This window comes from Saccharopolyspora antibiotica (assembly GCF_047200635.1).
Lineage (GTDB): Bacteria > Actinomycetota > Actinomycetes > Mycobacteriales > Pseudonocardiaceae > Saccharopolyspora_C.
This window is the reverse complement of the sequence record NZ_JBJZOI010000023.1, coordinates 39,208-62,629: the sequence shown is the minus strand read 5'-3', so window position 1 is coordinate 62,629 and position 23,422 is coordinate 39,208. Positions and strand designations below refer to the sequence as shown.

Sequence of the window (23,422 nt, the reverse complement as noted above, 5' to 3'; positions counted from 1 at the left end):
GCGGCCGGTCGTGCCCCGCGCCCGGCCGTCGCGGTGATCACGGCGGCGGCGTTCGCGAGCCGGCTGGCTACCCCCAGGGCGCGGGGGACCAGACCGGGTTCGGCGGAGGGCCGGGGAAGCGGGGCCGTCGTGCCGCGCCAGGGTCCGCGCGGCCGGTGTCGGCCGGGCCGCGCGCAGGTGGACGTGGGGGAATCAGCGGCCGTCGGCGCGGCGCACCGGAACGCGGTTGGGTCGCTCGTCGACCGGTGTTCCGGGAGGTGTCACGCGCGGGTCGCCCGGACGCCGGTGCGGCGGGGAAGCGTGTGGCCCGTGCGCATCGCCATCGTGTCGGAGACATTCCTGCCGCAGGTCAACGGGGTGACGAACTCGGTGCTGCGGGTGGTGGAGCACCTGCGTCGGCGCGGGGACCAGGCCCTCGTGATCGCCCCGGGAGAGGGACCGGAGGAGTACGAGGGCACCCCCGTCATCCGGTTGCCGGCCGTGGACCTGCCGGTGGTGTCCTCGCTTCCGGTCGGGTTGCCGACCCGCCGGCTGCTGCGCGCCCTGCGGGACTTCCGCCCGGACGTGGTGCACCTGGCCTCGCCGTTCGTGGTCGGTGCCCGCGGGCTCGCGGCCGCGCGCGGGCTCGGGGTTCCGACGGTCGCGGTGTACCAGACCGACGTCGCCGGGTTCGCGCGGTCCTACGGGCTCGGGCTCACCGCGAGCGCCGCCTGGCGCTGGACGCGGCGGCTGCACCGCGCCGCCGACCGGACCCTCGCGCCCTCGACCTGGGCGGCGGAGGCGCTGCGGCGGCACGGCGTCCCCCGGGTGCACCGCTGGGGCCGCGGCGTGGACACCACCCGGTTCCGGCCGTCGCGGCGGGACGCCGCGCTGCGCGCCGAGCTCGCCCCCGACGGGGAGCTGCTGGTCGGCTACGTCGGCAGGCTCGCCCCGGAGAAGCAGGTGGAGCGGCTCGCGGCGTTGCGCGGCGTTCCGGGCGTGCGGCTGGTGGTGGTGGGCGACGGTCCGCAGCGCGAGGCGCTGGCCGACCGGTTGCCGGAGGCCGCGTTCCTGGGGCTGCGCACCGGCGACGAACTGGCCCGGATCCACGCGAGCCTCGACGTCTTCGCGCACACCGGCCCGCACGAGACCTTCTGCCAGTCGGTGCAGGAGGCGATGGCCTCCGGCGTCCCGGCGGTGGCGCCGGACGCGGGCGGCCCCCGGGACCTGGTGCTGCCCGGCCGCACCGGCTACCTGCTGCCGTCGGGGGACGCCGAGGTCTTCGCCCGGGGGCTGCGCGCCTCGGTCGAGGCGCTGCGCGATCCCGAGCTGCGGGCCCGGTTCGGCGCGGCGGCGCGGGACGCGGTCGCGCGGCGCACCTGGCCCGCCCTGTGCGAGCAGCTGATCGGCCACTACGCGGAGGTCATCGGGGGCGCCGCCGCCGACCGGTCGGCCGCCTGAACCCGTCTCCGGCGTAAGCTGCCCCCGTGTCTCGCGCCGGTTTGGACAAGGATCCGCACGCGGTCGCCGCGATGTTCGACGGCGTCGCGGAGCGCTACGACCTGACGAACACGGTGATGTCGTTCGGCCAGGACCGGCGCTGGCGGCAGATCACCCGCCAGGCGCTCGACCCCCGGCCGGGGGAACGGGTGCTGGACCTGGCGGCGGGCAGCGGGGTTTCGACCGCCGAGCTCGCCCGCTCCGGTGCCTGGTGCGTGGCCGCGGACTTCTCGCTGGGAATGCTCTCGGTCGGCAAGGGCCGGGGGCTGCCGCTGGTGGCGGCCGACGCGCTGCGGCTGCCGTTCGCGGACGGCGCGTTCGACGCCGCGACGATCTCCTTCGGGCTGCGCAACGTGGTGGACACGGTCGGGGGCCTGCGCGAGATGGCGCGGGTGGTCCGCCCCGGCGGTCGGCTGGTGGTGTGCGAGTTCTCCACCCCCACCTGGCAGCCGTTCCGCACGGTCTACCTGAACTACGTGATGCGGGCGCTGCCGTCGATCGCGCGCGCCGTCTCCTCGAACCCGGACGCCTACGTCTACCTCGCCGAGTCGATCCGCGCCTGGCCGGACCAGCCCGCGCTCGCGGCGAAGATCGCCGAGGCGGGCTGGTCGAAGGTCGCCTGGCGCGACCTCATGGGCGGCGCGGTCGCCGTCCACCGGGCCCGCAAGCCCGACTGATCCCCCTCCGCCGATCCGGCAGCACCCCGAGCACCCGCTCCGGGTGACGGATCGCGCCGGGCTCGCGGGCGTCCCGAGCGGGATCAGCGTCGCCCGCTCACCCGCCCACCTCCGGCCGAAGCGCGGCTCGGCGTACCTGGTCGCGCCCGCGGCGAGGCCGCTCCGCCGGCCCGGCCAGCGGCGCCGCCACCAGCGGACCGGGTGCCGGGGCACCACCGGCGCGCGGGAGGCGGGATTCCCGTTCCCGGCCGGCGAGGGCGCGACCCCTCCGGCGGTCGAGCCCGGCCCCTCGGGCCGCCGCGCACGAGCCGGTCCACCGCCGTGCGCGCCGAGATCCGGCGCCCGCCCCGCCGCGTTCCGCGCGGAGATGGGTCTCACCTGCGAGGACGGTCACCCGAGCGGCCCATCTTCCGGGGTCGATCGAGTGCCTCCCCAGGCCTAGACTCCACGGAGATAGTGAACTCGTTCACAAGCGGGTTCACCGGGCCACGGCGGAGCCCGGCCGGTGCCGCACCGGCCGGCCGGCGGGCGCGTTCCTCGTGCCCGCGCCGTGGCGACACCGCACCTGCACGGCAATCAAGGAGTGTCATGACCAGCGCCACCCCCCGACGCCGACCGAACGACGACGCCGACGTGATCGTCGTGGGTGCCGGGCCGGCCGGATCGACGGCGGCGACGTACCTGGCCCGCGCGGGCCTCGACGTGCTGCTGCTGGAGAAGAGCGAGTTCCCCAGGGAGAAGGTCTGCGGCGACGGCATCACGCCGCGTGGGGTCAAGCAGCTCATCGACCTCGGCGTCGACACCCGCGAGGAGGCGGGCTGGCTGCACAACCGGGGCCTCCGGGTCGTCGGCGGCGGCGTCACGATCGAACTGGACTGGCCGGACCTCGCGGACTTCCCGCCCTACGGGGTGGTTCGCCCGCGCAACGACTTCGACGACCTGCTCGCCCGCGGGGCCGAGCGCGCGGGCGCCCGGATGGTCCAGCGGACGACGGTGACCGGGGCCGTCCGCGATGAGCGGACCGGCCGCATCGACGGCGTCACAGCCAAGACCGGCCCGGACAAGCAGCCGGTGACCTACCGGGCCCCGCTGGTGCTCGCCTGCGACGGGGTCTCGGCCCGGCTGGCGCTGTCGATGGGGATCCAGAAGCGCGAGGACCGCCCGATGGGCGTGGCGGTGCGCCGCTACTACGACAGCCCGCGCAGCAAGGACGACTTCCTGGAGTCGCACCTGGAGCTGTGGGACCGGTCGAACCCGGCCGAGCCGAAGCTGCTGCCCGGCTACGGCTGGATCTTCGGGATGGGCGACGGGACCGTGAACGTGGGCCTGGGCATCCTGTCGACCTCCAGCGCCTACGGCAAGACCGACTACCGCCAGCTGTTGCGCTCCTGGCTCGACGGCACGCCCGAGGAGTGGGGGTTCCGGGAGGAGAACGCCAGCGGGAAGATCGGCGGCGCCGCGCTGCCGATGGGCTTCAACCGCAAGCCGCACTACCAGGACGGGCTGCTGCTGGTCGGGGACGCGGGCGGGATGGTGAACCCGTTCAACGGGGAGGGCATCGCCTACGCCATGGAATCCGCCCGGTTGGCCGCCGAGTGCGTGGTCCACGCGTACGCGCGCCCCGCCGGCCCCTCGCGGGAACACGCGTTGCACCGGTACCCCACCGCGGTCGAGGAGGCGATGGGCGGCTACTTCCGGCTCGGCAACATCTTCAGCAAGTTGATTGGCAATCCGACGGTGATGCGGATGGCCACCAAGCACGGCTTGCCGAGGGCCGCGCTGATGCGTTTCGTGTTGAAACTGCTGGCAAATCTGTACGACGGCCGCGACGGGGACACGGTGGACCGTGTGATCAGCGCCACTACTCGCCTCACCCCTAGCGCCTGACAGTCGGAGTCTGGTCAGATGGTCACGTCGGTGTGTGAGAAGTCATAAAGTTAGGTTCGCCTCACTGCGGAGCGAGAACGGTCGGCCGCATAGAGTGCGCAATCGACGCCGAGGACGTGGCATTCGTCCCGGCGGGGGCAGCGAAGGAGGGCGGTGTCATGGGCGGCGCGAGCGCTTCGGGCGTGCTCGATCCGTACGTCCCGCTGGTGCTGATGTTCGCGCTGGCGCTGGGATTCGCGGTGTTCTCGGTGAGCATCGCCCCACTGGTCGGCCCCCGCCGGTACAACAAGGCGAAGCTCGATGCCTACGAGTGCGGGATCGAGCCCTCCCCGCAACCGGTGATGGGCGGCGGCCGGATGCCGGTCGCCTACTACCTCACGGCGATGCTGTTCATCCTCTTCGACATCGAGATGGTCTTCCTCTACCCGTTCGCGGTCTCCGCGGACTCCCTCGGCCTGTTCGGGGTGGCGGAGGTCGTGCTGTTCATCGCCACGGTGGGGTTCGCCTACGCCTACGTGTGGCGGCGCGGAGGTCTCGACTGGAACTAGCGCCCGGGCCCCCGGGCGAGTCCCGGGCCTGAGCGAGCACTGACCGTTCTCAATGGCGACAGCGGAAGGAGTGCCGAGATGGGCCTCGAAGAGCAGCTGCCCAACGGCATCCTGTTGGCCAACGTGGAAAAGCTCGTCAACTGGACCCGGAAGACCTCGATGTGGCCGGCGACCTTCGGGTTGGCCTGCTGCGCCATCGAGATGATGACGGTCGGCGGTTCCCGCTACGACATCGCCCGGTTCGGCATGGAGCGCTTCTCCGCCACGCCCCGGCAGGCCGATCTGATGATCGTGGCCGGCCGGGTGACCAACAAGATGGCCCCGGTGCTGCGGCAGATCTACGACCAGATGCCGGAGCCCCGCTGGGTGCTGGCGATGGGCGTGTGCGCCTCCACCGGGGGCATGTTCAACAACTACGCCGTCGTGCAGGGCGTGGACCACGTCGTCCCGGTCGACATGTACCTGCCGGGCTGCCCCCCGCGCCCGGAGATGCTGCTGGACGCGATCCTCAAGCTGCACGCCAAGATCATGGACGAGCCGATCAACGCCAAGCGCGCCGCGCTGCGCGCCGAGAGCGGGGCTCGAACCGAACTCGTCGCCTCCTCCGAGCGCTACGCGCCGAAGAACCGCTCGCAGCGCAAGCGCGCCGAGCGGCAGCAGCAGGCGCAGCGGCAGGAGATGGGCGCGGAGGGCCCGCTCGCGGTCGAGACCCGCGCGCAGCGGGAGCAGACGCAGCAGCAACTCGGCGCGGGCAGGTGAGCGGGATGAGCGACGGCAGGCAGACCACCCCGGACCCCGGAGAGGGCGGCTCCAGCGCGGAGCGCCCCGACGGCCTGGAGCCGGTGGGCGTCGGTGCCGAGTCGCAGGGGCCGATCGTCGCCGGGCGGGCCCGGCAGGGCATGTTCGGCGTGCGCGGCACCGGCGACACCTCCGGCTTCGGCGGGCTCCGGCTCCCCCCGCACGTCCCGCTGGCGGCGGAGCGGCCCTTCGGCGGCTGGTTCGACGACGTCGCCGACGCGCTGCTGGACGCGCTGCGGGAGCAGGGGGTCGATTCGGCGGTGCAGCAGGTGACCGTGGACCGCGGGGAGATCACCTTCTACGTGGCCCGGGAGCACCTGGTGGCCACCTGCTCGGCGCTGCGCGACGACCCGGCGCTGCGCTTCGAGCTGTGCAGCTCGGTCTCCGGGGTGGACTACGGGCCGGAGGTGCCGCAGCGGCTGCACTCGGTCTACCACCTCACCTCGATGACCTACCGGCGCCGGATCCGGCTGGAGGTGGCCGTCGACGTCGAGGACCCGCACCTGCCCTCGGTCGTCGGGGTCTACCCGACGGCGGACTTCCAGGAGCGCGAGGCGTGGGACATGTACGGCCTCGTCTACGACGGGCACCCCGCGCTCACCCGGATCTTGATGCCCGACGACTGGGACGGGCACCCGCAGCGCAAGGACTACCCGCTGGGCGGCATCCCGGTGGAGTACAAGGGCGCCGAGATCCCCCCGCCCGACCAGCGGCGGGCGTACTCATGAGGCGCCGCGCACCCAGCAGCCACGGCAGGCAGCACGCGGAGAGGTGCTGAAGATGACCACCGAACCACTGACCGATCCCACCGCGGACCCGGCGCACCCCGCGGAATCGCGGGAGACGACGGAGGGTCGCGTCTACACCGTCACCGGCGGCGACTGGGACGACTTCCTCGACGAGGCCGGCGAATCCGAGCGCGTCGTCATCAACCTCGGCCCGCAGCACCCGTCCACGCACGGGGTGCTGCGGCTGGTGCTGGAGCTGGAGGGGGAGACGGTCACCCAGGCCCGCTCCGTCATCGGCTACCTGCACACCGGGATCGAGAAGAACACCGAGTACCGAACCTGGACCCAGGGCGTCACCTTCGTCACGCGGATGGACTACCTGGCGCCGCTCTACAACGAGACGGCCTACTGCCTCGGCGTGGAGAAGCTGCTCGGGATCGAGGCGCCGACCAGGGCGCAGACCTTCCGGATCATGCTGATGGAGCTGAACCGGATCTCCTCGCACCTGGTGTTCATGGCGACCGGCGCGATGGAGCTGGGCTCCACCACCGGCATGACCTTCGGCTTCCGCGACCGCGAGGAAGTGCTGCACCTGCTGGAGTTCCTGACCGGACTCCGGATGAACCACGCCTTCGTGCGGCCGGGCGGGGTGGCCCAGGACCTCCCGGAGAACTACCGGGAGAAGGTGCTGGAGTTCATCAAGGTCATGGACTCCAGGCTGCCGGACTACGCGAAGTTGTTCTCCGGGCAGCCGATCTGGAAGCAGCGCCTCAAGGACGTCGGTTACCTGCCGCTGGACGGCTGCCTGCAGCTGGGCGTGACGGGGCCGCTGCTGCGCTCCGCGGGCATCGCCTGGGACCTGCGCAAGATCGAGCCGTACTGCGGCTACGAGAACTTCGAGTTCGAGGTGCCGACGAGCACCGACGCGGACTGCTACGCGCGGTTCCTGCTGCGGCTGGAGGAGATCCACCAGTCGCTCAAGATCATCCGGCAGTGCCTGGACGCCTTCGAACCGGGCCCGGTGATGGTGGAGGACCCGAAGATCGCCTGGCCCGCGAAGCTGAGCATCGGCCCGGACGGCATGGGCAACTCGCTGGAGCACGTCCGCAAGATCATGGGTCAGTCGATGGAGTCGCTGATCCACCACTTCAAGCTGGTCACCGAGGGCTTCGACGTCCCCCCGGGACAGGTGTACTCGCCGGTCGAGTCGCCGCGCGGCGAGCTGGGCTACCACTTGGTCTCCGACGGCGGCACCCGGCCGATGCGGGTGCACGTGCGGGAACCGAGCTTCGTGAACCTCCAGGCGTTCCCGGCGATGGCCGAGGGCGGCCTGGTCGCGGACGTGATCGCGGCAGTGGCCTCGATCGACCCGGTGATGGGCGGGGTGGACCGATGACCGAGCAGTTCGACTTCACCACCACCGAGCAGGTGGTGGGCACCCCCGGGCCGACGGTGTTCGGCGAGGACGTCCGCGCGGACGCCGAAGCGATCGTGGCGCGCTACCCGGAGGCGCGCTCGGCGCTGCTGCCGATGCTGCACCTGGTGCAGTCCGAGCAGGGCTTCGTCAGTGCCGAGGGCATCGAGTTCTGCGCCGAGCAGCTCGCCCTCTCCGCCGCCGAGGTCAGCGCGGTCGCCACCTTCTACACGATGTACAAGCGCAAGCCCTGCGGCGAGCACCTGGTGAGCGTCTGCACGAACACGCTGTGCGCCGCGCTCGGCGGGGACGAGATCTACCGGACGGTCTCCGAGCACCTCGGCGTCGGGCACGACGAGACCGCCGGCGAGCCGGGCGAGCCGGGCTCGCTGACCCTGGAGCACGCCGAGTGCCTGGCGGCCTGCGACCACGCGCCGGTGCTGCAGGTCGACTACGAGTACTACGACAAGCAGAGCCCCGAGGCGGCCCTCGAACTCGTGAAGTCACTGCAGCGGGGGGAGAAGCCGGCCCCGACGCGCGGCGCCCCGCTGACCGGCTTCCGCAGCACCGAGCGCCAGCTCGCCGGGTTCTTCGACCGGCCGGGCTCCCGGCTGGAGGACACCGTGGACGGGCCTTCGGCCGCGCCGGAGACGGTGCGCGGCGCGCACCTGGCCCGCGAGCGCGGCTGGACCGCACCGCCGATGCCGGACGACGCCGAGATCCCGCCGCTGCCGGAGAAGGAGTGAGGGTGGTCATGACCGACGCGAACTCCCCGAACCAGCCCGACGACCTCACCCCGGTGCTCACGAAGCGCTGGCTGTCGCCGCGCTCGTGGAGCATCCGGACCTACGAGCAGCTGGAGGGCTACACCGCGCTGCGCAAGGCGCTGCGGGCCTCGCCCGACGAGCTGGTCGAGCTGGTGAAGGCCGCGGGCTTGCGCGGCCGCGGCGGCGCCGGGTTCCCGGCGGGCGTGAAGTGGAGCTTCATGCCGAAGGAACCGGTGAAGCCGCACTACCTCGTGGTCAACGCCGATGAGGGGGAACCGGGCACCTGCAAGGACATCCCGCTCATGATGGCCGATCCGCACTCGCTGGTGGAGGGCGTGATCATCGCCTGCTACGCGATGCGCTCGCACTTCTCGGCGATCTACGTGCGCGGCGAGGCGCTGCACTGCATCCGGCGGCTGAACCACGCGGTGCGGGAGGCCTACGAGGCCGGGTACCTGGGCAAGGACATCCTCGGCTCCGGCTTCGACTGCGACATCGTGGTGCACGCCGGGGCGGGCGCCTACATCTGCGGTGAGGAGACCGCGCTGCTCGACTCCCTGGAGGGCAAGCGCGGCCAGCCCCGGCTGAAGCCGCCGTTCCCCGCCGCCGCCGGGCTCTACGCCTGCCCGACCACGGTGAACAACGTCGAGACCATCGCGACCGTGCCGTTCATCGTCAACGGCGGCTCGGACTGGTTCCGCACCATGGGGCGGGAGAAGTCGCCCGGCCCGAAGATCTACTCGCTGTCCGGGCACGTCGAGAACCCCGGCCAGTACGAGGCCCCGCTGGGCACCACGCTGCGGGAGCTGCTGGAGCTCGCGGGCGGCATGAAGGACGGGATCCCGCTCAAGTTCTGGACGCCGGGCGGCTCGTCCACCCCGCTGTTCACCGCGGAGCACCTGGACGTCCCGCTGGACTTCGAGGGCGCCGCCGAGGCGGGCTCGATGCTCGGCACCACGGCCCTGATGGTCTTCAACGAGACCGTGTCCGTGCCGTGGGCGGTGATGAAGTGGACCCAGTTCTACGAGCACGAGTCCTGCGGCAAGTGCACGCCCTGCCGCGAGGGCACCTTCTGGCTCGCTCAGGTCCTGGAGCGGATGGTCGAGGGGCACGGCACCGAAGAGGACATCGACACCCTGCTCGACGTCTGCGACAACATCTTCGGCCGCTCCTTCTGCGCCCTCGGCGACGGCGCGGTCAGCCCGATCACCAGCGGCATCAAGTACTTCCGCGAGGAGTTCCTCGCGCTGTGTCAGCAGAACCGGCCCGGCGCGGAGCCGGGCGAGCCCGCACTGGCAGGAGCGGCCCGATGACGGTGGCATCCGAGCGTGAGACGAAGCCGGTCCCCGAGGGGCACGTCCGGCTGACGATCGACGGCGTCGAGGTGGACGCCCCGAAGGGCGAGCTGCTGATCCGCACCGCCGAGCGGATGGGGATCACGATCCCCCGGTTCTGCGACCACCCGCTGCTGGATCCGGCGGGCGCCTGCCGGCAGTGCCTGGTCGAGGTCGAGATGAACGGCCGGGCGATGCCCAAGCCGCAGGCGTCCTGCACGATGACCGTCGCCGACGGCATGGTGGTCAAGACGCAGCACAGCTCGCCGGTCGCCGACAAGGCGCAGCAGGGCGTGATGGAGCTGCTGCTCATCAATCACCCGCTGGACTGCCCGATCTGCGACAAGGGCGGCGAGTGCCCGCTGCAGAACCAGGCGCTCAAGCACGGCCGGGCCGACTCCCGCTTCCACGACACCAAGCGCACCTTCCCCAAGCCGGTCCCGATCTCCGACCAGGTGCTGCTGGACCGGGAGCGCTGCGTGCTGTGCCAGCGCTGCACCCGGTTCTCCAAGCAGATCGCCGGTGATCCGTTCATCGAGCTGCTGGAGCGGGGCGCGGTGCAGCAGATCGGCATCGCCGAGCAGCAGCCGTTCCAGTCCTACTTCTCCGGCAACACCATCCAGATCTGCCCGGTGGGCGCGCTGACCAGCGCGGCCTACCGGTTCCGCTCGCGGCCGTTCGACCTGGTCTCCGCGCCGGGGGTCTGCGAGCACTGCTCCTCGGGCTGCGCGACCCGGACGGACTTCCGGCGCGGCAAGGTGATGCGCAAGCTCGCCGCCGACGATCCGCAGGTCAACGAGGAGTGGATCTGCGACAAGGGCCGCTTCGGGTTCCGCTACGCCACCGCCTCCGACCGGCTCCTGCGGCCGCTCGTGCGGGAGAACGGCGAGCTGCGGCCCGCGTCCTGGACCGAGGCGTTGCGCAAGGCGGCCGAGGGGCTGCTCGCCGCGCGGGACGACCGCGGTGTCGGGGTGCTCCCCGGCGGCAGGCTCACCACCGAGGACGCCTACGCCTACGCGAAGTTCGCGCGGCTCGCGCTGCGCACCAACGACGTGGACGCCCGCGCGCGGGCGCACTCGGACGAGGAGCTGGCGTTCCTGGAGTCCGCGGTGGTCGGCACCGGGCCGGACTCCGGCGCGGTGACCTACGCCGACCTCGAAGCGGCGCCCGCCGTGCTCTGCGTCGCCTTCGAGCCGGAGGAGGAGTCCCCCATCGTGTTCCTGCGGCTGCGCAAGGCGGCCCGCGAGGGGAGCACGAAGGTCTTCCACCTCGGCCAGTGGAACTCGCCGGGCGTCGAGAAGACGACCCGGATCGCGGGCGGCGGCGGCCCGGTCCGCACCGGCGCGCTGCTGCCCTGCCCGCCCGGCGGTGAGGCCGCCGCGCTGGCCGAGCTGCCCGCCGAGGTCGAGGAAGCGCTGCGCTCCGGGGGCGCGGTGCTCGCCGTCGGCGAGCGGGCCGCGGAGATCCCCGGGCTGTACTCCGAACTCGCCCGCACCGCCGCCCGCACCGGGGCGCGGATCGCCTGGATCCCGCGCCGCGCCGGGGAACGCGGGGCGGTGGAGGCGGGCGCGCTGCCCACGCTGCTGCCCGGCGGGCGCGGTGTCGGCGACCTGACCGCCTGCGCCGAGGTCGCCGAGCTCTGGGGCGTGGGCCCCGAACTGATGCCCGCGTCCCCGGGCCGGGACGTCACCGGCATCCTGCGCGCCGCCCGGCGCGGCGAGCTGTCCGGTCTCGTCGTCGGTGGGGTCGACCCGGACGACCTGCCGGACCCGGAGCTCGCCCGGGAAGCGCTGGAGCGGGCCGGTTTCGTGGTGAGCCTGGAGCTGCGGCCCAGCGCGGTCACCGAGCACGCCGACGTGGTGCTGCCGATCGCGCCCGCCACCGAGAAGTCCGGCAGCTACCTGAACTGGGAGGGCCGTCGCCGCGACTTCCGCGTCACCATCGAGGGCACCAACGCGCTTCCGGACTGCCGGGTGCTGGACACGCTCGCGGTGGAGATGGACGCCGACCTGTTCACCCAGACCCCGGCCGCCGCCCGCGCCGAGCTGGACCGGCTCGGCACCGCCGGGCACCGGCGGGCGCGGCCGCCCGAGGAGGCGGTGCGACCCGTCGCGCCACCCGGACCGGGCCGGGCGCTGCTGGCGACCTGGCGGCAGCTGCTCGACGACGGTTCCCTGCAGGACGAGGAGCCGAACCTCGCGGGCACCCGGCGCCCCGTCGTCGCGATGCTCTCCCCGGCCACCGCCCGGCGGCTCGGCCTGGCGGAGCGCCAGCACGTCGAGATCCGCGGCGATCGCGGCGCGATCACCGTGGAAGCGCGGTTCACCGAGATGCCGGACGAGGTGGTGTGGTTGCCCACCCGCTCCGGACCGTCCCAGGTGAACCGGGTGCTCGGCGTCGGGCACGGGGCGGCCGTCGCGCTCGCCCCCGCCGCGCCCGGCGGCAACCCCGGCAACGGCCACACCGGAAACGGGCACACCGGCAACGGCCACACCGGGAACGGGCACGCGGGCAACGGGCGCACCCCCACCGGATTCGGCCTCGGCGGCCCCGAAGGGAGCCGGTCATGACCCGCACCGCCGAACTGCTCGCCGACGACCCGATCTGGTTGGTCCTGCTCAAGGTCGTCGCCATCTTCGCCTTCCTGGTGCTGATGACGCTGCTGACGATCTGGGCCGAGCGTCGCGTCATCGGCCGGATGCAGCACCGCCCCGGCCCGAACCGCGCCGGCCCGTTCGGCATCCTCCAGTCGCTCGCCGACGGGCTGAAGCTGGCGTTCAAGGAGGACATCCGGCCGGTGCTGGCCGACAAGTGGGTGTACTTCCTCGCCCCGGTGATCTCCGCGACGCCGGCGCTGGTGTCCTTCTCGGTCATCCCGATCGGCCCGGAGGTCACGATCTTCGGCGAGCGGACCGCGTTGCAGCTCGTCGAGCTGCCGGTGGGCCTGCTCGTGGTGCTGGCGAGCGCCTCCATCGGCGTCTACGGGATCGTGCTCGCGGGCTGGTCCTCCGGCTCGCCGTACCCGTTGCTGGGTTCGCTGCGGTCGGCCGCGCAGGTGATCTCCTACGAGATCGCGATGGGGCTCTCCTTCGTCGCGGTGATCATGTACGCGGGCACGCTGTCCACCTCGGGCATCGTGGAGGCGCAGGCGAACGGCTGGTTCGCGCTGATCCTGCCGCTGAGCTTCCTGGTCTACTTGGTGTCCATGGTCGGTGAGACCAACCGGGCCCCGTTCGACCTGCCGGAGGCCGAGTCCGAGCTCGTCGGCGGCTTCCACACCGAGTACTCCTCGCTGAAGTTCGCGCTGTTCTTCCTCGCCGAGTACATCAACATGGTCACCGTCTCGGCACTGGCCAGCACCCTGTTCCTCGGCGGCTGGCACGCGCCGTGGCCGCTGACGCTGATCGGTGGCGGCGTGCTCGACACCGGCTGGTGGGGCGCCCTGTGGTTCCTGCTGAAGACGGTGCTGTTCCTCTTCTTCTTCGTCTGGCTGCGCGCCACGCTGCCCCGGCTGCGCTACGACCAGTTCATGAACCTGGGCTGGAAGGTCCTGGTGCCGCTGAGCCTGGTGTGGATCGTCGTGGTCACGGTGATCCGCGCCCTCCGCAACGAGCAGGCGCTCACCTCGACGCAGTTCCTGATCGTCGGCGGAGTGATCCTCGCGGTGCTCGTCGCCGCGGCCTTCCTGATCCCGGAGCGCAAGCCCGCGAAGCCGGAGGAGCCCGAGGCACCGCTGGCCGGCAGCGGCTTCCCGGTTCCGCCGTTGGACCTGCAAGTGCCCCCGACCCCGCCGCGGCGCCACGAGGTGCCGTCCGGGGCCGACGATGCCTCGAAGGAGGGAGCGGGCAGTGTTTGATCCGTTGAAGGGATTCGGCGTCACCTTCGCGACGATGTTCAAGAAGGTCGTCACCGAGGAGTACCCCGAGGTCAAGAAGGTCACCGCGCCCCGGTTCCACGGTCGCCACCAGCTCAACCGGCACCCGGACGGGCTGGAGAAGTGCGTGGGCTGCGAGCTGTGCGCCTGGGCCTGCCCGGCGGACGCGATCTTCGTCGAGGGCGGCGACAACACCGACGAGGAGCGCTACTCGCCCGGTGAGCGCTACGGGGCGGACTACCAGATCAACTACCTGCGCTGCATCGGCTGCGGCCTGTGCATCGAGGCGTGCCCCACCCGCTCGCTGACCATGACCAACGAGTACGAGACCGCCGACGACGACCGGCAGCACCTCATCTACACCAAGGAGGACCTGCTGGCCCCGCTGCTGCCCGGCATGGAGCAGCCGCCGCACCCGATGCGGCTCGGCGAGGACGAGCAGGACTACTACGTGCGCGGCCCGGAGCTCGCGCGGCGCAGCGGTGTTCCCGAAGGGGAGACCGTCGAGACCGGCCACGAGGAGGTCCGGCGGTGAGCATCGCGGCAACGGCGGTCCTCGCCCAGGAGCAGGCCGCGGACGTGGTCGGCACCGGGGAGGCCGCGGCGTTCTGGATCCTCGGCCCGCTGGCGCTGGTCGGTGCGCTGGGCATGGTCTTCGCCCGCAACGCGGTGCACTCCGCGCTGTGGCTGGTGCTGACCATGCTGAGCCTCGGGGTGCTCTACATGGCGCAGAGCGCGCCGTTCCTGGGTTTCACCCAGATCATCGTCTACACCGGCGCCATCATGATGCTGTTCCTGTTCGTGCTGATGATGGTGGGCCGGGACTCCTCGGACTCGGTGGTGGAGGTGCTGCGCGGGCAGCGGCTCTGGGCGGCCGTCGCCGGGGTGGCGTTCGCGGTGCTGCTGGTGACCGGGCTGGCCCGCTCGCTGACCGAGGTGCCGGTCGCGGCCCCGCTGAACCCGTGGTCGCCGCAGGGCGGCGGCGCGGGGGGCCTCGGTGCGCTGATCTTCACCGACTACCTGTTCCCGTTCGAGCTGACCTCCGCGCTGCTGATCACCGCCGCGCTCGGCGCGATGGTGCTGGCCTACGGCGGGAAGGGCCGCGCCGCGCGGGTGAGCCAGCGCGAGCGCGTCCACGCGCGGCTGCGCGGCGACCGGCCCTCGCCGCTGCCCGGGCCCGGCGTCTACGCGACGGCGAACTCGGTGGCCACCCCGGCGCTGCTGCCGGACGGTTCGGTGGCGCCGGAGTCGCTCTCGGAGATCCTCGACAACCTGCCGGTGGAGCGCCTCTCCCGCGAGCGCGAGGCCGTGGCGGGCGAGGGCGCCGAGCCCGGCCCGCACGCGCTGACCGGGCGCGAGTCCGAGCGGCCCGCCGAGACCCCCGAGCCGGAGCACCCCGAGCCCTCCGGCACCGCCTCCCGGGACTCCCGCGACGGCGACAACGGGCTGTCCGGGCACACGTCACCCGAGGAGGTCCGGCAGTGACCCCGACCTACTACCTGCTGCTGTCCGCGCTGCTGTTCAGCATCGGCGCCGTCGGCGTGCTGGTGCGGCGCAACGCGATCGTCGTGTTCATGTGCGTGGAGCTGATGCTCAACGCGGTGAACCTGACGCTGGTCACCTTCGCCCGCATCGAGGGCTCCGTGCACGGGCAGGTGATGGCGTTCTTCGTGATGGTCGTCGCCGCCGCCGAGGTCGTGGTCGGCCTGGCGATCATCATGTCGATCTTCCGCACCCGCCGCTCGGCCTCGGTCGACGACGCCAACCTCCTCAAGTACTAGGAGTCCGCCGTGTTCGCCTCCGCGGCTGGTCCGCCGCGCACCGGCCGCGGGCCCCACCTGCACACCCGACCCCACGTTCGCACTCACAGTAGGGAGAGCCTGGCGTGACGACGACGTTTTCGGCCAGCGGTCCCGACCTCCTCGCGGTGCAGGCCGCGCAGGGCGCGGTCCAGGGCGGTGCCTGGCTGCTCATCGCGCTGCCGCTGCTCGGCGCGGCCGTGCTGCTGCTCGCGGGCCGCCGCGCCGACGGCTGGGGGCACCTGCTGGGCAGCGCCACGGTGATCGCCGCGTTCGCCTACGGGGTGGCGCTGTTCACGAGCATCGCGGGCGACGCGCAACCGGTGCGCGAGCTGCACGTGTTCTCCTGGATCCCGGTCAACGCGCTGCAGGTGGACTTCGGGCTCCGGCTGGACCCGCTGTCGATGGTGTTCGTGCTGCTGATCACCGGGGTGGGCGCGCTGATCCACCTCTACTCGATCGGCTACATGGCCCACGACCAGCAGGGCCGGGCCGGGCGGGACAACACCGAGCGGCGCCGGTTCTTCGGCTACCTGAACCTGTTCGTCGCCGCGATGCTGGTGCTGGTGCTGGGCAACAGCTTCGTGACGCTCTACCTCGGCTGGGAGGGCGTCGGCCTGGCGTCCTACCTGCTGATCGGGTTCTGGCAGCAGCGCCCGTCGGCGGCCGCGGCCGCGACCAAGGCCTTCGTGATGAACCGGGTCGGCGACGTCGGCCTCGCGCTGGCGATCTTCCTGCTGTTCGCGAAGCTGGGCACCACCCAGTACACCGAGGTCTTCGCCCGCGCCGGCGAGCTCACCCCGGGCGTGCTGCTGGCGATCACGCTGCTGCTCCTCCTCGGCGCCTGCGGCAAGTCCGGCCAGGTCCCGCTCCAGGCGTGGCTGCCGGACGCGATGGAGGGCCCGACCCCGGTCTCCGCGCTGATCCACGCGGCGACGATGGTCACGGCCGGGGTGTACCTCATCGCGCGGTCCAACCCCCTCTACACGCTCAGCCCGGACGGCAGGCTGGTCGTCACGATCATCGGCGCGGTGACGCTGCTGGTCGGCTGCGTCATTGGTTGCGCCTACGACGACATCAAGAAGGTGCTCGCCTACTCCACGGTGAGCCAGATCGGTTACATGATCCTCGCCGTCGGACTCGGCCCGGCCGGGTACGCGCTCGGGATCATGCACCTGCTCACGCACGGCTTCTTCAAGGCCGGGCTGTTCCTCGGCGCCGGTTCGGTGATGCACGCGATGCGCGACGAGGTGAACATGCGCCGGTTCGGCGGGCTCGCCAAGCACCTGCCGATCACCTTCGCCACCTTCGCGCTGGGCTACCTCGCGCTGATCGGGTTCCCGTTCCTGTCCGGCTACTACTCGAAGGACGCGATCATCGAGGCCGCGTTCGGCCAGGAGGGCTGGCGAGGCTGGGTCTTCGGCGGTGCCGCGCTGCTGGGTGCCGCGCTCACCGCGTTCTACATGACGCGGCTGGTGCTGATGACCTTCTTCGGGGAGAAGCGCTGGGAGAAGCTGAAGTCCGAGGACGGGCACGAGTACCACCCGCACGAATCCCCGCCGATCATGACCGGTCCGATGATCGTGCTGGCCGTCGGCTCGGTCGGGGCGGGCATGTTCCTGGCCGGCGGCGACCGGCTGGTCACCTTCCTCGCCCCCAGCCTCGGCGAGCTCCAGGAGTCGCACGGCGGAGCGCTGCCGCACTCGGTGATCCCGGTGCTCACGGTGGCGCTGTCCGCGCTCGGCGCGCTCGCCGCCTGGCTGCTGGTCGGCCGCAAGCCGGTGCCGGTCACCCGGCCGGAGCGGGTCTCGCCGGTGGTCCGGGCCGCCCGGGCCGACCTCGGCGGCAACGCGCTCAACGACCTCGTCGCCGTCAAGCCCACCGCGGGCCTCACCCGCGGCCTGGTCACCTTCGACCGGGCGGCGGTGGACGGCGCCGTCGGCGGGCTCGCCGTCGCGCTGCAGGCCGCGTCCAGCTGGGGACGTCGCAGGCAGAACGGTTTCGTGCGCTCCTACGCGCTGTCCATGCTCTGCGGCGGCGTGCTGCTGGTCGGCGCCCTGATGGTGGTGGGCACGCCGTGACCGCCCGCCCCGCCCACCAGACCGACTCCGGGCCCGCCGCGCGGCGCCGTGTGGAAGAGGAGATCCGATGACCCTGCTCCTCGCGCTCATCCTGCTGCCGCTGGCCGGTGCGCTCGCGGTCGGGCTGCTGCGCCGCAACGCCCCGGCGGCGAAGTGGACCGCGCTGGCGGTCTCGCTCGCCGAGTTCGCCCTCGCCGCGGCCGCCTGGGCCGCCTACGACCCGGCGGGGCCGCGGCTGCAACTGACGAGCTCCGTCGAGTGGATCCCCGCCTTCGACATCCGGCTCTCGTTCGGCGTGGACGGCATCGCGCTGGTCATGGTGGCGGTGATCGCGCTGCTGATGCCGCTGGTGCTGGGCTTCAGCTGGGGCGAGCGGCTGCCCGCGGGACGCAGTCACGGCGGGTTCTTCTCGCTGCTGCTGGTGGAGCAGGCGCTGACGGTGGCGGTGTTCGCCGCGACCGACGTGTTCCTGTTCTACGTGCTGTTCGAGATCATGCTGATCCCGATGTACTTCCTCATCGGCGGCTACGGCGGGGAGCGCGGCCGGTACGCGGCGGTGAAGTTCTTCCTGTACTCGTTCCTCGGCGGCCTGATCATGCTGGCCGCCGCGATCGGGGCCTACGTCTACGCCGCGCAGGCCACCGGTGCGGGCACCTTCGACTGGGCCAGGCTGGTGCCGATCCTGGCGGACGCGCCGGTCGCGGTGCAGGTGTGGATCTTCCTGGGCTTCTTCACCGCGTTCGCGATCAAGGCGCCCCTGGTGCCGCTGCACACCTGGCTGCCGGACGCCGCCGCGCAGGCCCCGATCGGCGTCGCGGTGATCGTCGTCGGCGTGCTGGACAAGGTCGGCACCTTCGGCTTCCTGCGCTACAGCCTGCCGCTGACCCCCGACGCCTCCCAGCTGCTGGCGCCGCTGGTGCTGGTGCTGGCGGTGCTCGGCGTCCTCTACGGCTCGCTGCAGGCCTTCGGGCAGACCGACCTCAAGCGGTTCATCGCCTACGTGTCCATCGCGCACTTCGGCTTCATCGCGCTCGGGATCTTCGCCTACACCTCGCAGGCCCAGGTGGGCGCGGTGTCCTACATGCTCAACCACAGCCTCGCGACGGGACTGCTGATCCTGGTCATCGGCATGATCATCGCGCGTGGCGGGTCCACCCGGATCGCCGACTACGGCGGGATGGCGAAGATCACCCCGCTGCTGGCGGGCACGCTGCTCATCGCCGGGCTCAGCACCCTGTCGCTGCCCGGCACCAACTCGTTCATCAGCGAGTTCCTGGTGCTGCTGGGCGCCTTCCCGACACGACCCGTCTACACCGCGCTGGCCACGATCGGCATGGTGCTCGCCGCCGTGTACGTGCTGCGGCTCTACCAGCGGATCATGCAGGGCCCGGTCCGCGGCGACGCGCTCGTGGGCACCGCGGGCGGCCCCGGCGCGGTCACCGACCCGAACCGGCCCGGCGCGCACCGGGCGAGGGTGGTGGACCTGCGCCCGCGCGAGGTCGCCGTGCTGACCCCGCTGGTGGTGCTGGTGCTCGCCCTCGGCGTCTACCCGAAGCCGGTGCTGGACGTGATCACCCCGTCCGTCGGGGCGACCATGAGCGAGGTCGGCGTCTCCGACCCCGTGACCTCGCAAGGAGGGAACTGAACAGTGGGTGCCACTCAGGTCGCGGTCCACGCGCAACAGCAGATTCCGATCCCGCCGATCGACTACGCGGCGATCACGCCGGTGCTCGTCGTGCTCGGCGCCGCCTGCGTCGGGGTGCTCGTCGAGGCCTTCGTGCCGCGCCGGGCGCGCTGGACCACCCAGGTCGCGCTGAGCCTGCTGGCGCTCGTCGCCGCCGGGATCGCCCTCGGCGTGCACGCGCGCTCCGGCGGCACCGGGGTCACCACGCTCTCCGACGCGCTGGCCGTGGACGGGCCGACGCTGTTCCTGTGGGGAACGCTGCTCGGTCTGGGCATCGCGGCGATCCTGCTCATCGCGGACCGCTCGGTCGAACCCGGCGGGGCCTTCCTCGCCGAGACGGCCGCGCAGGCCGCGGACGACGGCGATCACCGCGGGCCCGCGGTGATGCGCACCGAGGTCTTCCCGCTGGCCCTGTTCTCCCTCGGCGGCATGATGGTCTTCTGCGCCGCCAACGACCTGCTCACCATGTTCATCGCGCTCGAGGTGCTGAGCCTGCCGCTGTACCTGATGTGCGGGCTGGCGAAGCGCCGCAGGCTGCTCTCGCAGGAAGCGGCGGTGAAGTACTTCCTGCTCGGCGCCTTCGCGTCGGCGTTCTTCCTGTACGGGCTGGCGCTGCTCTACGGCTACGCGGGTTCGGTGCGGCTGGCCGACATCGCCGAGGCCACCGCGGGCAGCGACCGCTCCGACACGCTGCTGTTCGCCGGGATCGGCCTGCTGGTGGTCGGCCTGCTGTTCAAGGCCTCGGTGGGTCCGTTCCACACCTGGACCCCGGACGTGTACCAGGGCGCGCCGACCGCGGTCACCGGGTTCATGGCGGCCTGCACGAAGGTCGCGGCCTTCGGCGCGATCCTGCGGGTGCTGCAGGTCGGGCTGCACACCTCCAGCTGGGAGTGGCGGGGCGTGCTGTGGGCCGTGGCCATCGCGTCGATGGTGATCGGCGTGGTGCTCGGTCTCACCCAGAGCGACATCAAGCGCATGATCGCCTACTCGTCGATCGCGCACGCCGGATTCCTGCTCATCGGCTCCATCGCGCTCACCGAGCGAGGTCTGTCGGGCACGATGTTCTACCTGCTCGCCTACGGTTTCACCACCGTCGCCGTGTTCGGTGTGATCAGCCTCGTGCGGACCGCGGAGGGTGAGGCTACTCACCTTTCCCAGTGGGCCGGGCTGGCTCGGCGATCCCCGTTGCTCGCGGCGGTGTTCACCTTCCTGCTGTTCGCCCTCGCCGGAATCCCGCTGACGAGCGGTTTCATCGGGAAGTTCGTGGTCTTCGAGGCCGCGCTCGCCGATGGGATGGCCCCGCTCGTGGTGGTGGCCCTGGTGGCCAGTGCGGTTGCGGCGTTCTTCTACCTTCGTGTCATCGTGCTGATGTACTTCAGCGAACCGGCGGCGGACGGTCCCACCGTCAGCGTGCCGGGCGCGTTCACGACGGCGGCGATCACGTTGGGTGTGGTAGTCACGTTGTTGTTGGGCGTGCTTCCCACGGTGGCCCTGGACTGGGCCGGTGTGGGTGGTTTCGTGTCGTAGAGTGCCCGCCCGTAGGGCGATTCGGTGGGGGAGCGAAGGCGACGGTGACGTGAGCAGCCCATCTGGTGAACCTGTCAGGAACGTCGCTGGCAGCGGGTTCGACATCGACGATCCGGCGCTGGCCGAATCGATCTCCGGGGGCATCACCCGGGTCGAGGATCTGCTCCACGAGTCGGTCCGCAGCGAATTCGACTTCGCTACCCGCACGTCGCTGCACCTGGTCGACGCGGGCGGAAAGCGGTTCCGCCCGCTGTTCGCCCTGCTCGCCGCGCACTTCGCGGACCCCGCGCCGGATGAGGTGATCACCTCGGCGGCGGTGGTGGAGATGGTGCACCTGGCGACGCTGTACCACGACGACGTGATGGACGAGGCCACCATGCGCCGGGGGGCGACCAGCGCCAACGTGCGCTGGGACAACTCGGTTGCCATCCTCACCGGCGACTTCCTGATGGCCCACGCCTCCCGGCTGGTGGCCGACCTGGGCGCCGACGCCGTCCGCCGGATGGCGACGACCTTCGAGGCCCTGGTGACCGGCCAGCTGCGCGAGACGATCGGCGCGCGGGAGGGCCAGGACCCGGAGGAGCACTACCTCCAGGTGATCTACGAGAAGACCGGTTCGCTCATCGCCACGGCCGGGCGCTTCGGGGCGACCGCGGCGGGTGCCAGCCAGGAGCACGTCGAGGCGCTGGAGCGCTTCGGCAAGTGCATCGGCATCGCGTTCCAGATCTCCGACGACGTGATCGACATCGCCTCCCCCGCGGCGGACTCCGGCAAGACACCGGGGACCGACCTGCGCGAGGGCGTGCTCACGCTGCCGATGATCTACGCCCGGAGCGCCTCGGACACCGATCCCCGGTTGCTGGAGCTGCTCGGCCGCCAGCTCGAGGACGACGAGGACGTGGCGGAGGCCCTGAAGCTGCTGCGCGAGTCCAGCGGGATGCGGCGCGCCCGCGAGAAGCTCGCGGAGTACGAGCAGGAGGCGCGCTCGATCCTCGCGGAGCTGCCCGACTGCTCCGCGCGGGACGCGCTGGAGGCGTTGGTGCACTACGTGGTGGCCCGGACCCGCTGACTTCGGCGGGCCTCGGCACCCGATCGCGCGTCGTTGCGGATCGTGCTCGTCGCGTCGCGAAATCGGGCGGTTGTGCTCCCCGGGAACGGTGCGGGAGCGCCCCCGGGAGCGCGGCGGGTGAGCACGAGGGGTCGCGTCCTCGCTACTTCGGGTGCGGTCCGCGCGGGTGAGCCGCGCCGACGTTCAGGGCGTGGCTCGTCCGGAGTAACCTGTGCGGGCTCACGGTGCCCACGTGGCCTTTGAGGAGGGCGTCTCCGGTGGTGTGGCTGTTTACGCAGGTGTGGCTGTGGAGTATCGCGGGGTTCCTGCTCGGATCCGTGATCACGTGGCTGCTGTCGGCGCTGCCGTTGCGGCGCCGGCTGCGCCGGGTCACCTCCGAGTTCACCGAGTACGTCGAGCAGCAGGACGCGCAGCGCGATCGGCAGGTGTGGCGGGCGCGCGAGGCGGCCCAGCCCGCGGTCGAGCGCACCACCGTCCAGCCGCGCTGGGAGCAGCTCGGCGAGGACGAGCCCGAGCGCACCCCCGCGCCGCCCGAGCCCACCACCCGGGTCCCCGAGCCCACCGCCCGGATCCCGGAGCCCGTCGACGATTCCCGCGCCGAGGTGTCGGTGCGCGGCGGCTCGCAGACCGCCGACCTGGTGGTGAACGAGGGCCGGTCGGAGCCGGCCCGTCCCGGGCAGGAGCAGGCCTCCCCGGTCGCCCCGGCGCGCTCCACCGGTGCGTGGAAGGAGGACCAGTCCGCCTACGCGGGCCGCTCCAGCGGCGGCTGGTGGCCGAGCCGGGCGCACGAGGACGAGAGCGCCCAGGACGCGGCAGCGCAGGACGCGCCCTCCGACGCGCTCGGCAAGCCCGGCCCGTGGACGATCCCCGCCGACCACGAGACCGCGGACGAGGGACCGGCCACCACCGACATCGGGCAGGCCCTGGGCCGCGCGAGCACCGATCCGGTCGCCGACCGGCCCGCGGAATCCGCGAGCACCTGGTTCCAGAAGAACGCCGAGTCCGACGAGGGCGCCCCGGCCACCGAGACCACCGCCCAGCAGGCCCCGGCTCGTTCCGGCCCGCCCGGCCTGTCCGGTGCGGCCGAGCTGTCCGCGGCGCTGGGCCTCTCCGACCTCTCCCGCTCGCCGAAGCCCGCCGCCGAGGCTCCGGCCGAGCGGGCTCCCGAGCCTCCGGCAGCCCCGCGATCCCAGCCCGCGCCCGAGTCCCCGGCAGCCCCGGAGCGCCAGCCCGCCGCCGGGGCGGAGCCCGAGCCGGCCCCCGCCGCGCCGGAAGCCGAGCCGGTGCGCGCCGAACAGCCGCAGAGCGAGCACGGCTTCGCCGGGAACCTGCGCGCCTTGGTCGAGAGCCGCGCCCACGAGTTCGTCGACGTCCACACCGAGCAGCCCGAGATCCCGGTGGTCGCGGAGTCGGAGCAGACCCCGCTGCCGCGCCGCACCCCCGGCGCCGGCCCGCGTCCGGGCATGTCCACCGCCCCGGCCCGCCCGTCGGGCGCAGCCTGGCACGCCGACCCGCAGGCGCAGGCCAACCGCAGGCGCGAGTCGCTGGCCGCGCCGCAGGAGCCCTCGCAGCAGGAGGGTCGCATGATCAAGGGCGACTTCAGCTCGCGCCGCTACCACTCCCCGGAGTCCCCGCACTACGACCGCATCGTCGCCGAGGTCTGGTTCCGCACTCCCGCCGACGCCGAGGAAGCGGGCTTCACCGCCTGGAACGCCTGACCGCCGACCGGGAAGCGCCCGCGGACACCACCGGCGGA

At 72.3% G+C, this 23,422-nt stretch carries 19 protein-coding genes; all 19 read left to right on the top strand.

Translation table 11 applies throughout. The annotated features are described in order from the left end of the window. Positions 1-324: 324 nt before the first annotated feature. The 19 genes from ACL03H_RS19435 (at position 325) to ACL03H_RS19345 (ending at position 23,384) form a co-directional block, all read left to right on the top strand. Entirely contained in the window at positions 325-1,440 is a 1,116-nt protein-coding gene (locus ACL03H_RS19435) for a glycosyltransferase family 4 protein (RefSeq protein WP_412812697.1), read from the top strand. 26 nt (positions 1,441-1,466) lie between these two features. Next, on the top strand, positions 1,467-2,156 hold the full coding sequence (locus ACL03H_RS19430) for a demethylmenaquinone methyltransferase (protein ID WP_412812696.1): 690 nt from the start codon (positions 1,467-1,469) through the stop codon (positions 2,154-2,156). Between the two features lie 588 nt (positions 2,157-2,744). Continuing rightward, positions 2,745-4,043, top strand: coding sequence for a geranylgeranyl reductase family protein (locus ACL03H_RS19425; protein WP_412812695.1), 1,299 nt, complete (start codon positions 2,745-2,747; stop codon positions 4,041-4,043). A gap of 158 nt (positions 4,044-4,201) precedes the next feature. Further along, complete coding sequence (locus ACL03H_RS19420; RefSeq protein WP_412812694.1) at positions 4,202-4,591, top strand: NADH-quinone oxidoreductase subunit A; 390 nt, start codon at positions 4,202-4,204, stop codon at positions 4,589-4,591. Positions 4,592-4,669: 78 nt separating this feature from the next. Next, entirely contained in the window at positions 4,670-5,350 is a 681-nt protein-coding gene (locus tag ACL03H_RS19415; RefSeq protein WP_412812693.1) for a NuoB/complex I 20 kDa subunit family protein, read from the top strand. 5 nt (positions 5,351-5,355) lie between these two features. Further along, complete coding sequence (locus tag ACL03H_RS19410) at positions 5,356-6,117, top strand: NADH-quinone oxidoreductase subunit C (RefSeq protein ID WP_412812692.1); 762 nt, start codon at positions 5,356-5,358, stop codon at positions 6,115-6,117. A 52-nt stretch (positions 6,118-6,169) separates the two neighbouring features. Next, a complete protein-coding gene (locus ACL03H_RS19405) occupies positions 6,170-7,513 on the top strand; it encodes an NADH-quinone oxidoreductase subunit D (RefSeq protein ID WP_412812691.1) in 1,344 nt (447 codons plus the stop codon). After that, on the top strand, positions 7,510-8,277 hold the full coding sequence (nuoE, locus tag ACL03H_RS19400) for an NADH-quinone oxidoreductase subunit NuoE (RefSeq protein ID WP_412812690.1): 768 nt from the start codon (positions 7,510-7,512) through the stop codon (positions 8,275-8,277). The genes ACL03H_RS19405 and nuoE overlap by 4 nt, the downstream gene beginning before the upstream one ends. A gap of 8 nt (positions 8,278-8,285) precedes the next feature. Further along, a complete protein-coding gene (nuoF, locus tag ACL03H_RS19395; protein ID WP_412812689.1) occupies positions 8,286-9,611 on the top strand; it encodes an NADH-quinone oxidoreductase subunit NuoF in 1,326 nt (441 codons plus the stop codon). Next, positions 9,608-12,202, top strand: a complete 2,595-nt coding sequence (locus tag ACL03H_RS19390; RefSeq protein WP_412812688.1) for an NADH-quinone oxidoreductase subunit G — start codon at positions 9,608-9,610, stop codon at positions 12,200-12,202. The genes nuoF and ACL03H_RS19390 overlap by 4 nt, the downstream gene beginning before the upstream one ends. Next, positions 12,199-13,488 (top strand): NADH-quinone oxidoreductase subunit NuoH, encoded by a 1,290-nt coding sequence (gene nuoH, locus ACL03H_RS19385; RefSeq protein ID WP_412812687.1) that lies wholly within the window; start codon positions 12,199-12,201, stop codon positions 13,486-13,488. Before ACL03H_RS19390 ends, nuoH begins: the two co-directional genes overlap by 4 nt. After that, positions 13,481-14,041, top strand: a complete 561-nt coding sequence (nuoI, locus tag ACL03H_RS19380) for an NADH-quinone oxidoreductase subunit NuoI (RefSeq protein ID WP_412812686.1) — start codon at positions 13,481-13,483, stop codon at positions 14,039-14,041. Before nuoH ends, nuoI begins: the two co-directional genes overlap by 8 nt. After that, complete coding sequence (locus ACL03H_RS19375; protein WP_412812685.1) at positions 14,038-14,991, top strand: NADH-quinone oxidoreductase subunit J; 954 nt, start codon at positions 14,038-14,040, stop codon at positions 14,989-14,991. Before nuoI ends, ACL03H_RS19375 begins: the two co-directional genes overlap by 4 nt. Continuing rightward, positions 14,988-15,287 (top strand): NADH-quinone oxidoreductase subunit NuoK, encoded by a 300-nt coding sequence (nuoK, locus tag ACL03H_RS19370; RefSeq protein ID WP_200068963.1) that lies wholly within the window; start codon positions 14,988-14,990, stop codon positions 15,285-15,287. The genes ACL03H_RS19375 and nuoK overlap by 4 nt, the downstream gene beginning before the upstream one ends. A gap of 146 nt (positions 15,288-15,433) precedes the next feature. Beyond that, on the top strand, positions 15,434-17,386 hold the full coding sequence (gene nuoL, locus ACL03H_RS19365) for an NADH-quinone oxidoreductase subunit L (protein ID WP_459561779.1): 1,953 nt from the start codon (positions 15,434-15,436) through the stop codon (positions 17,384-17,386). A 67-nt stretch (positions 17,387-17,453) separates the two neighbouring features. Next, complete coding sequence (locus ACL03H_RS19360; RefSeq protein WP_412812683.1) at positions 17,454-19,031, top strand: complex I subunit 4 family protein; 1,578 nt, start codon at positions 17,454-17,456, stop codon at positions 19,029-19,031. Positions 19,032-19,034: 3 nt separating this feature from the next. After that, complete coding sequence (gene nuoN, locus ACL03H_RS19355; RefSeq protein ID WP_412812682.1) at positions 19,035-20,597, top strand: NADH-quinone oxidoreductase subunit NuoN; 1,563 nt, start codon at positions 19,035-19,037, stop codon at positions 20,595-20,597. A gap of 49 nt (positions 20,598-20,646) precedes the next feature. Further along, positions 20,647-21,666 carry a polyprenyl synthetase family protein gene (locus tag ACL03H_RS19350; RefSeq protein ID WP_412812681.1) on the top strand — a complete coding sequence of 340 codons (1,020 nt, stop codon included), beginning with the start codon at positions 20,647-20,649 and terminating at the stop codon, positions 21,664-21,666. A 257-nt stretch (positions 21,667-21,923) separates the two neighbouring features. Next, positions 21,924-23,384, top strand: coding sequence for a sunset domain-containing protein (locus tag ACL03H_RS19345; RefSeq protein WP_412812680.1), 1,461 nt, complete (start codon positions 21,924-21,926; stop codon positions 23,382-23,384). Positions 23,385-23,422: the final 38 nt, after the last annotated feature.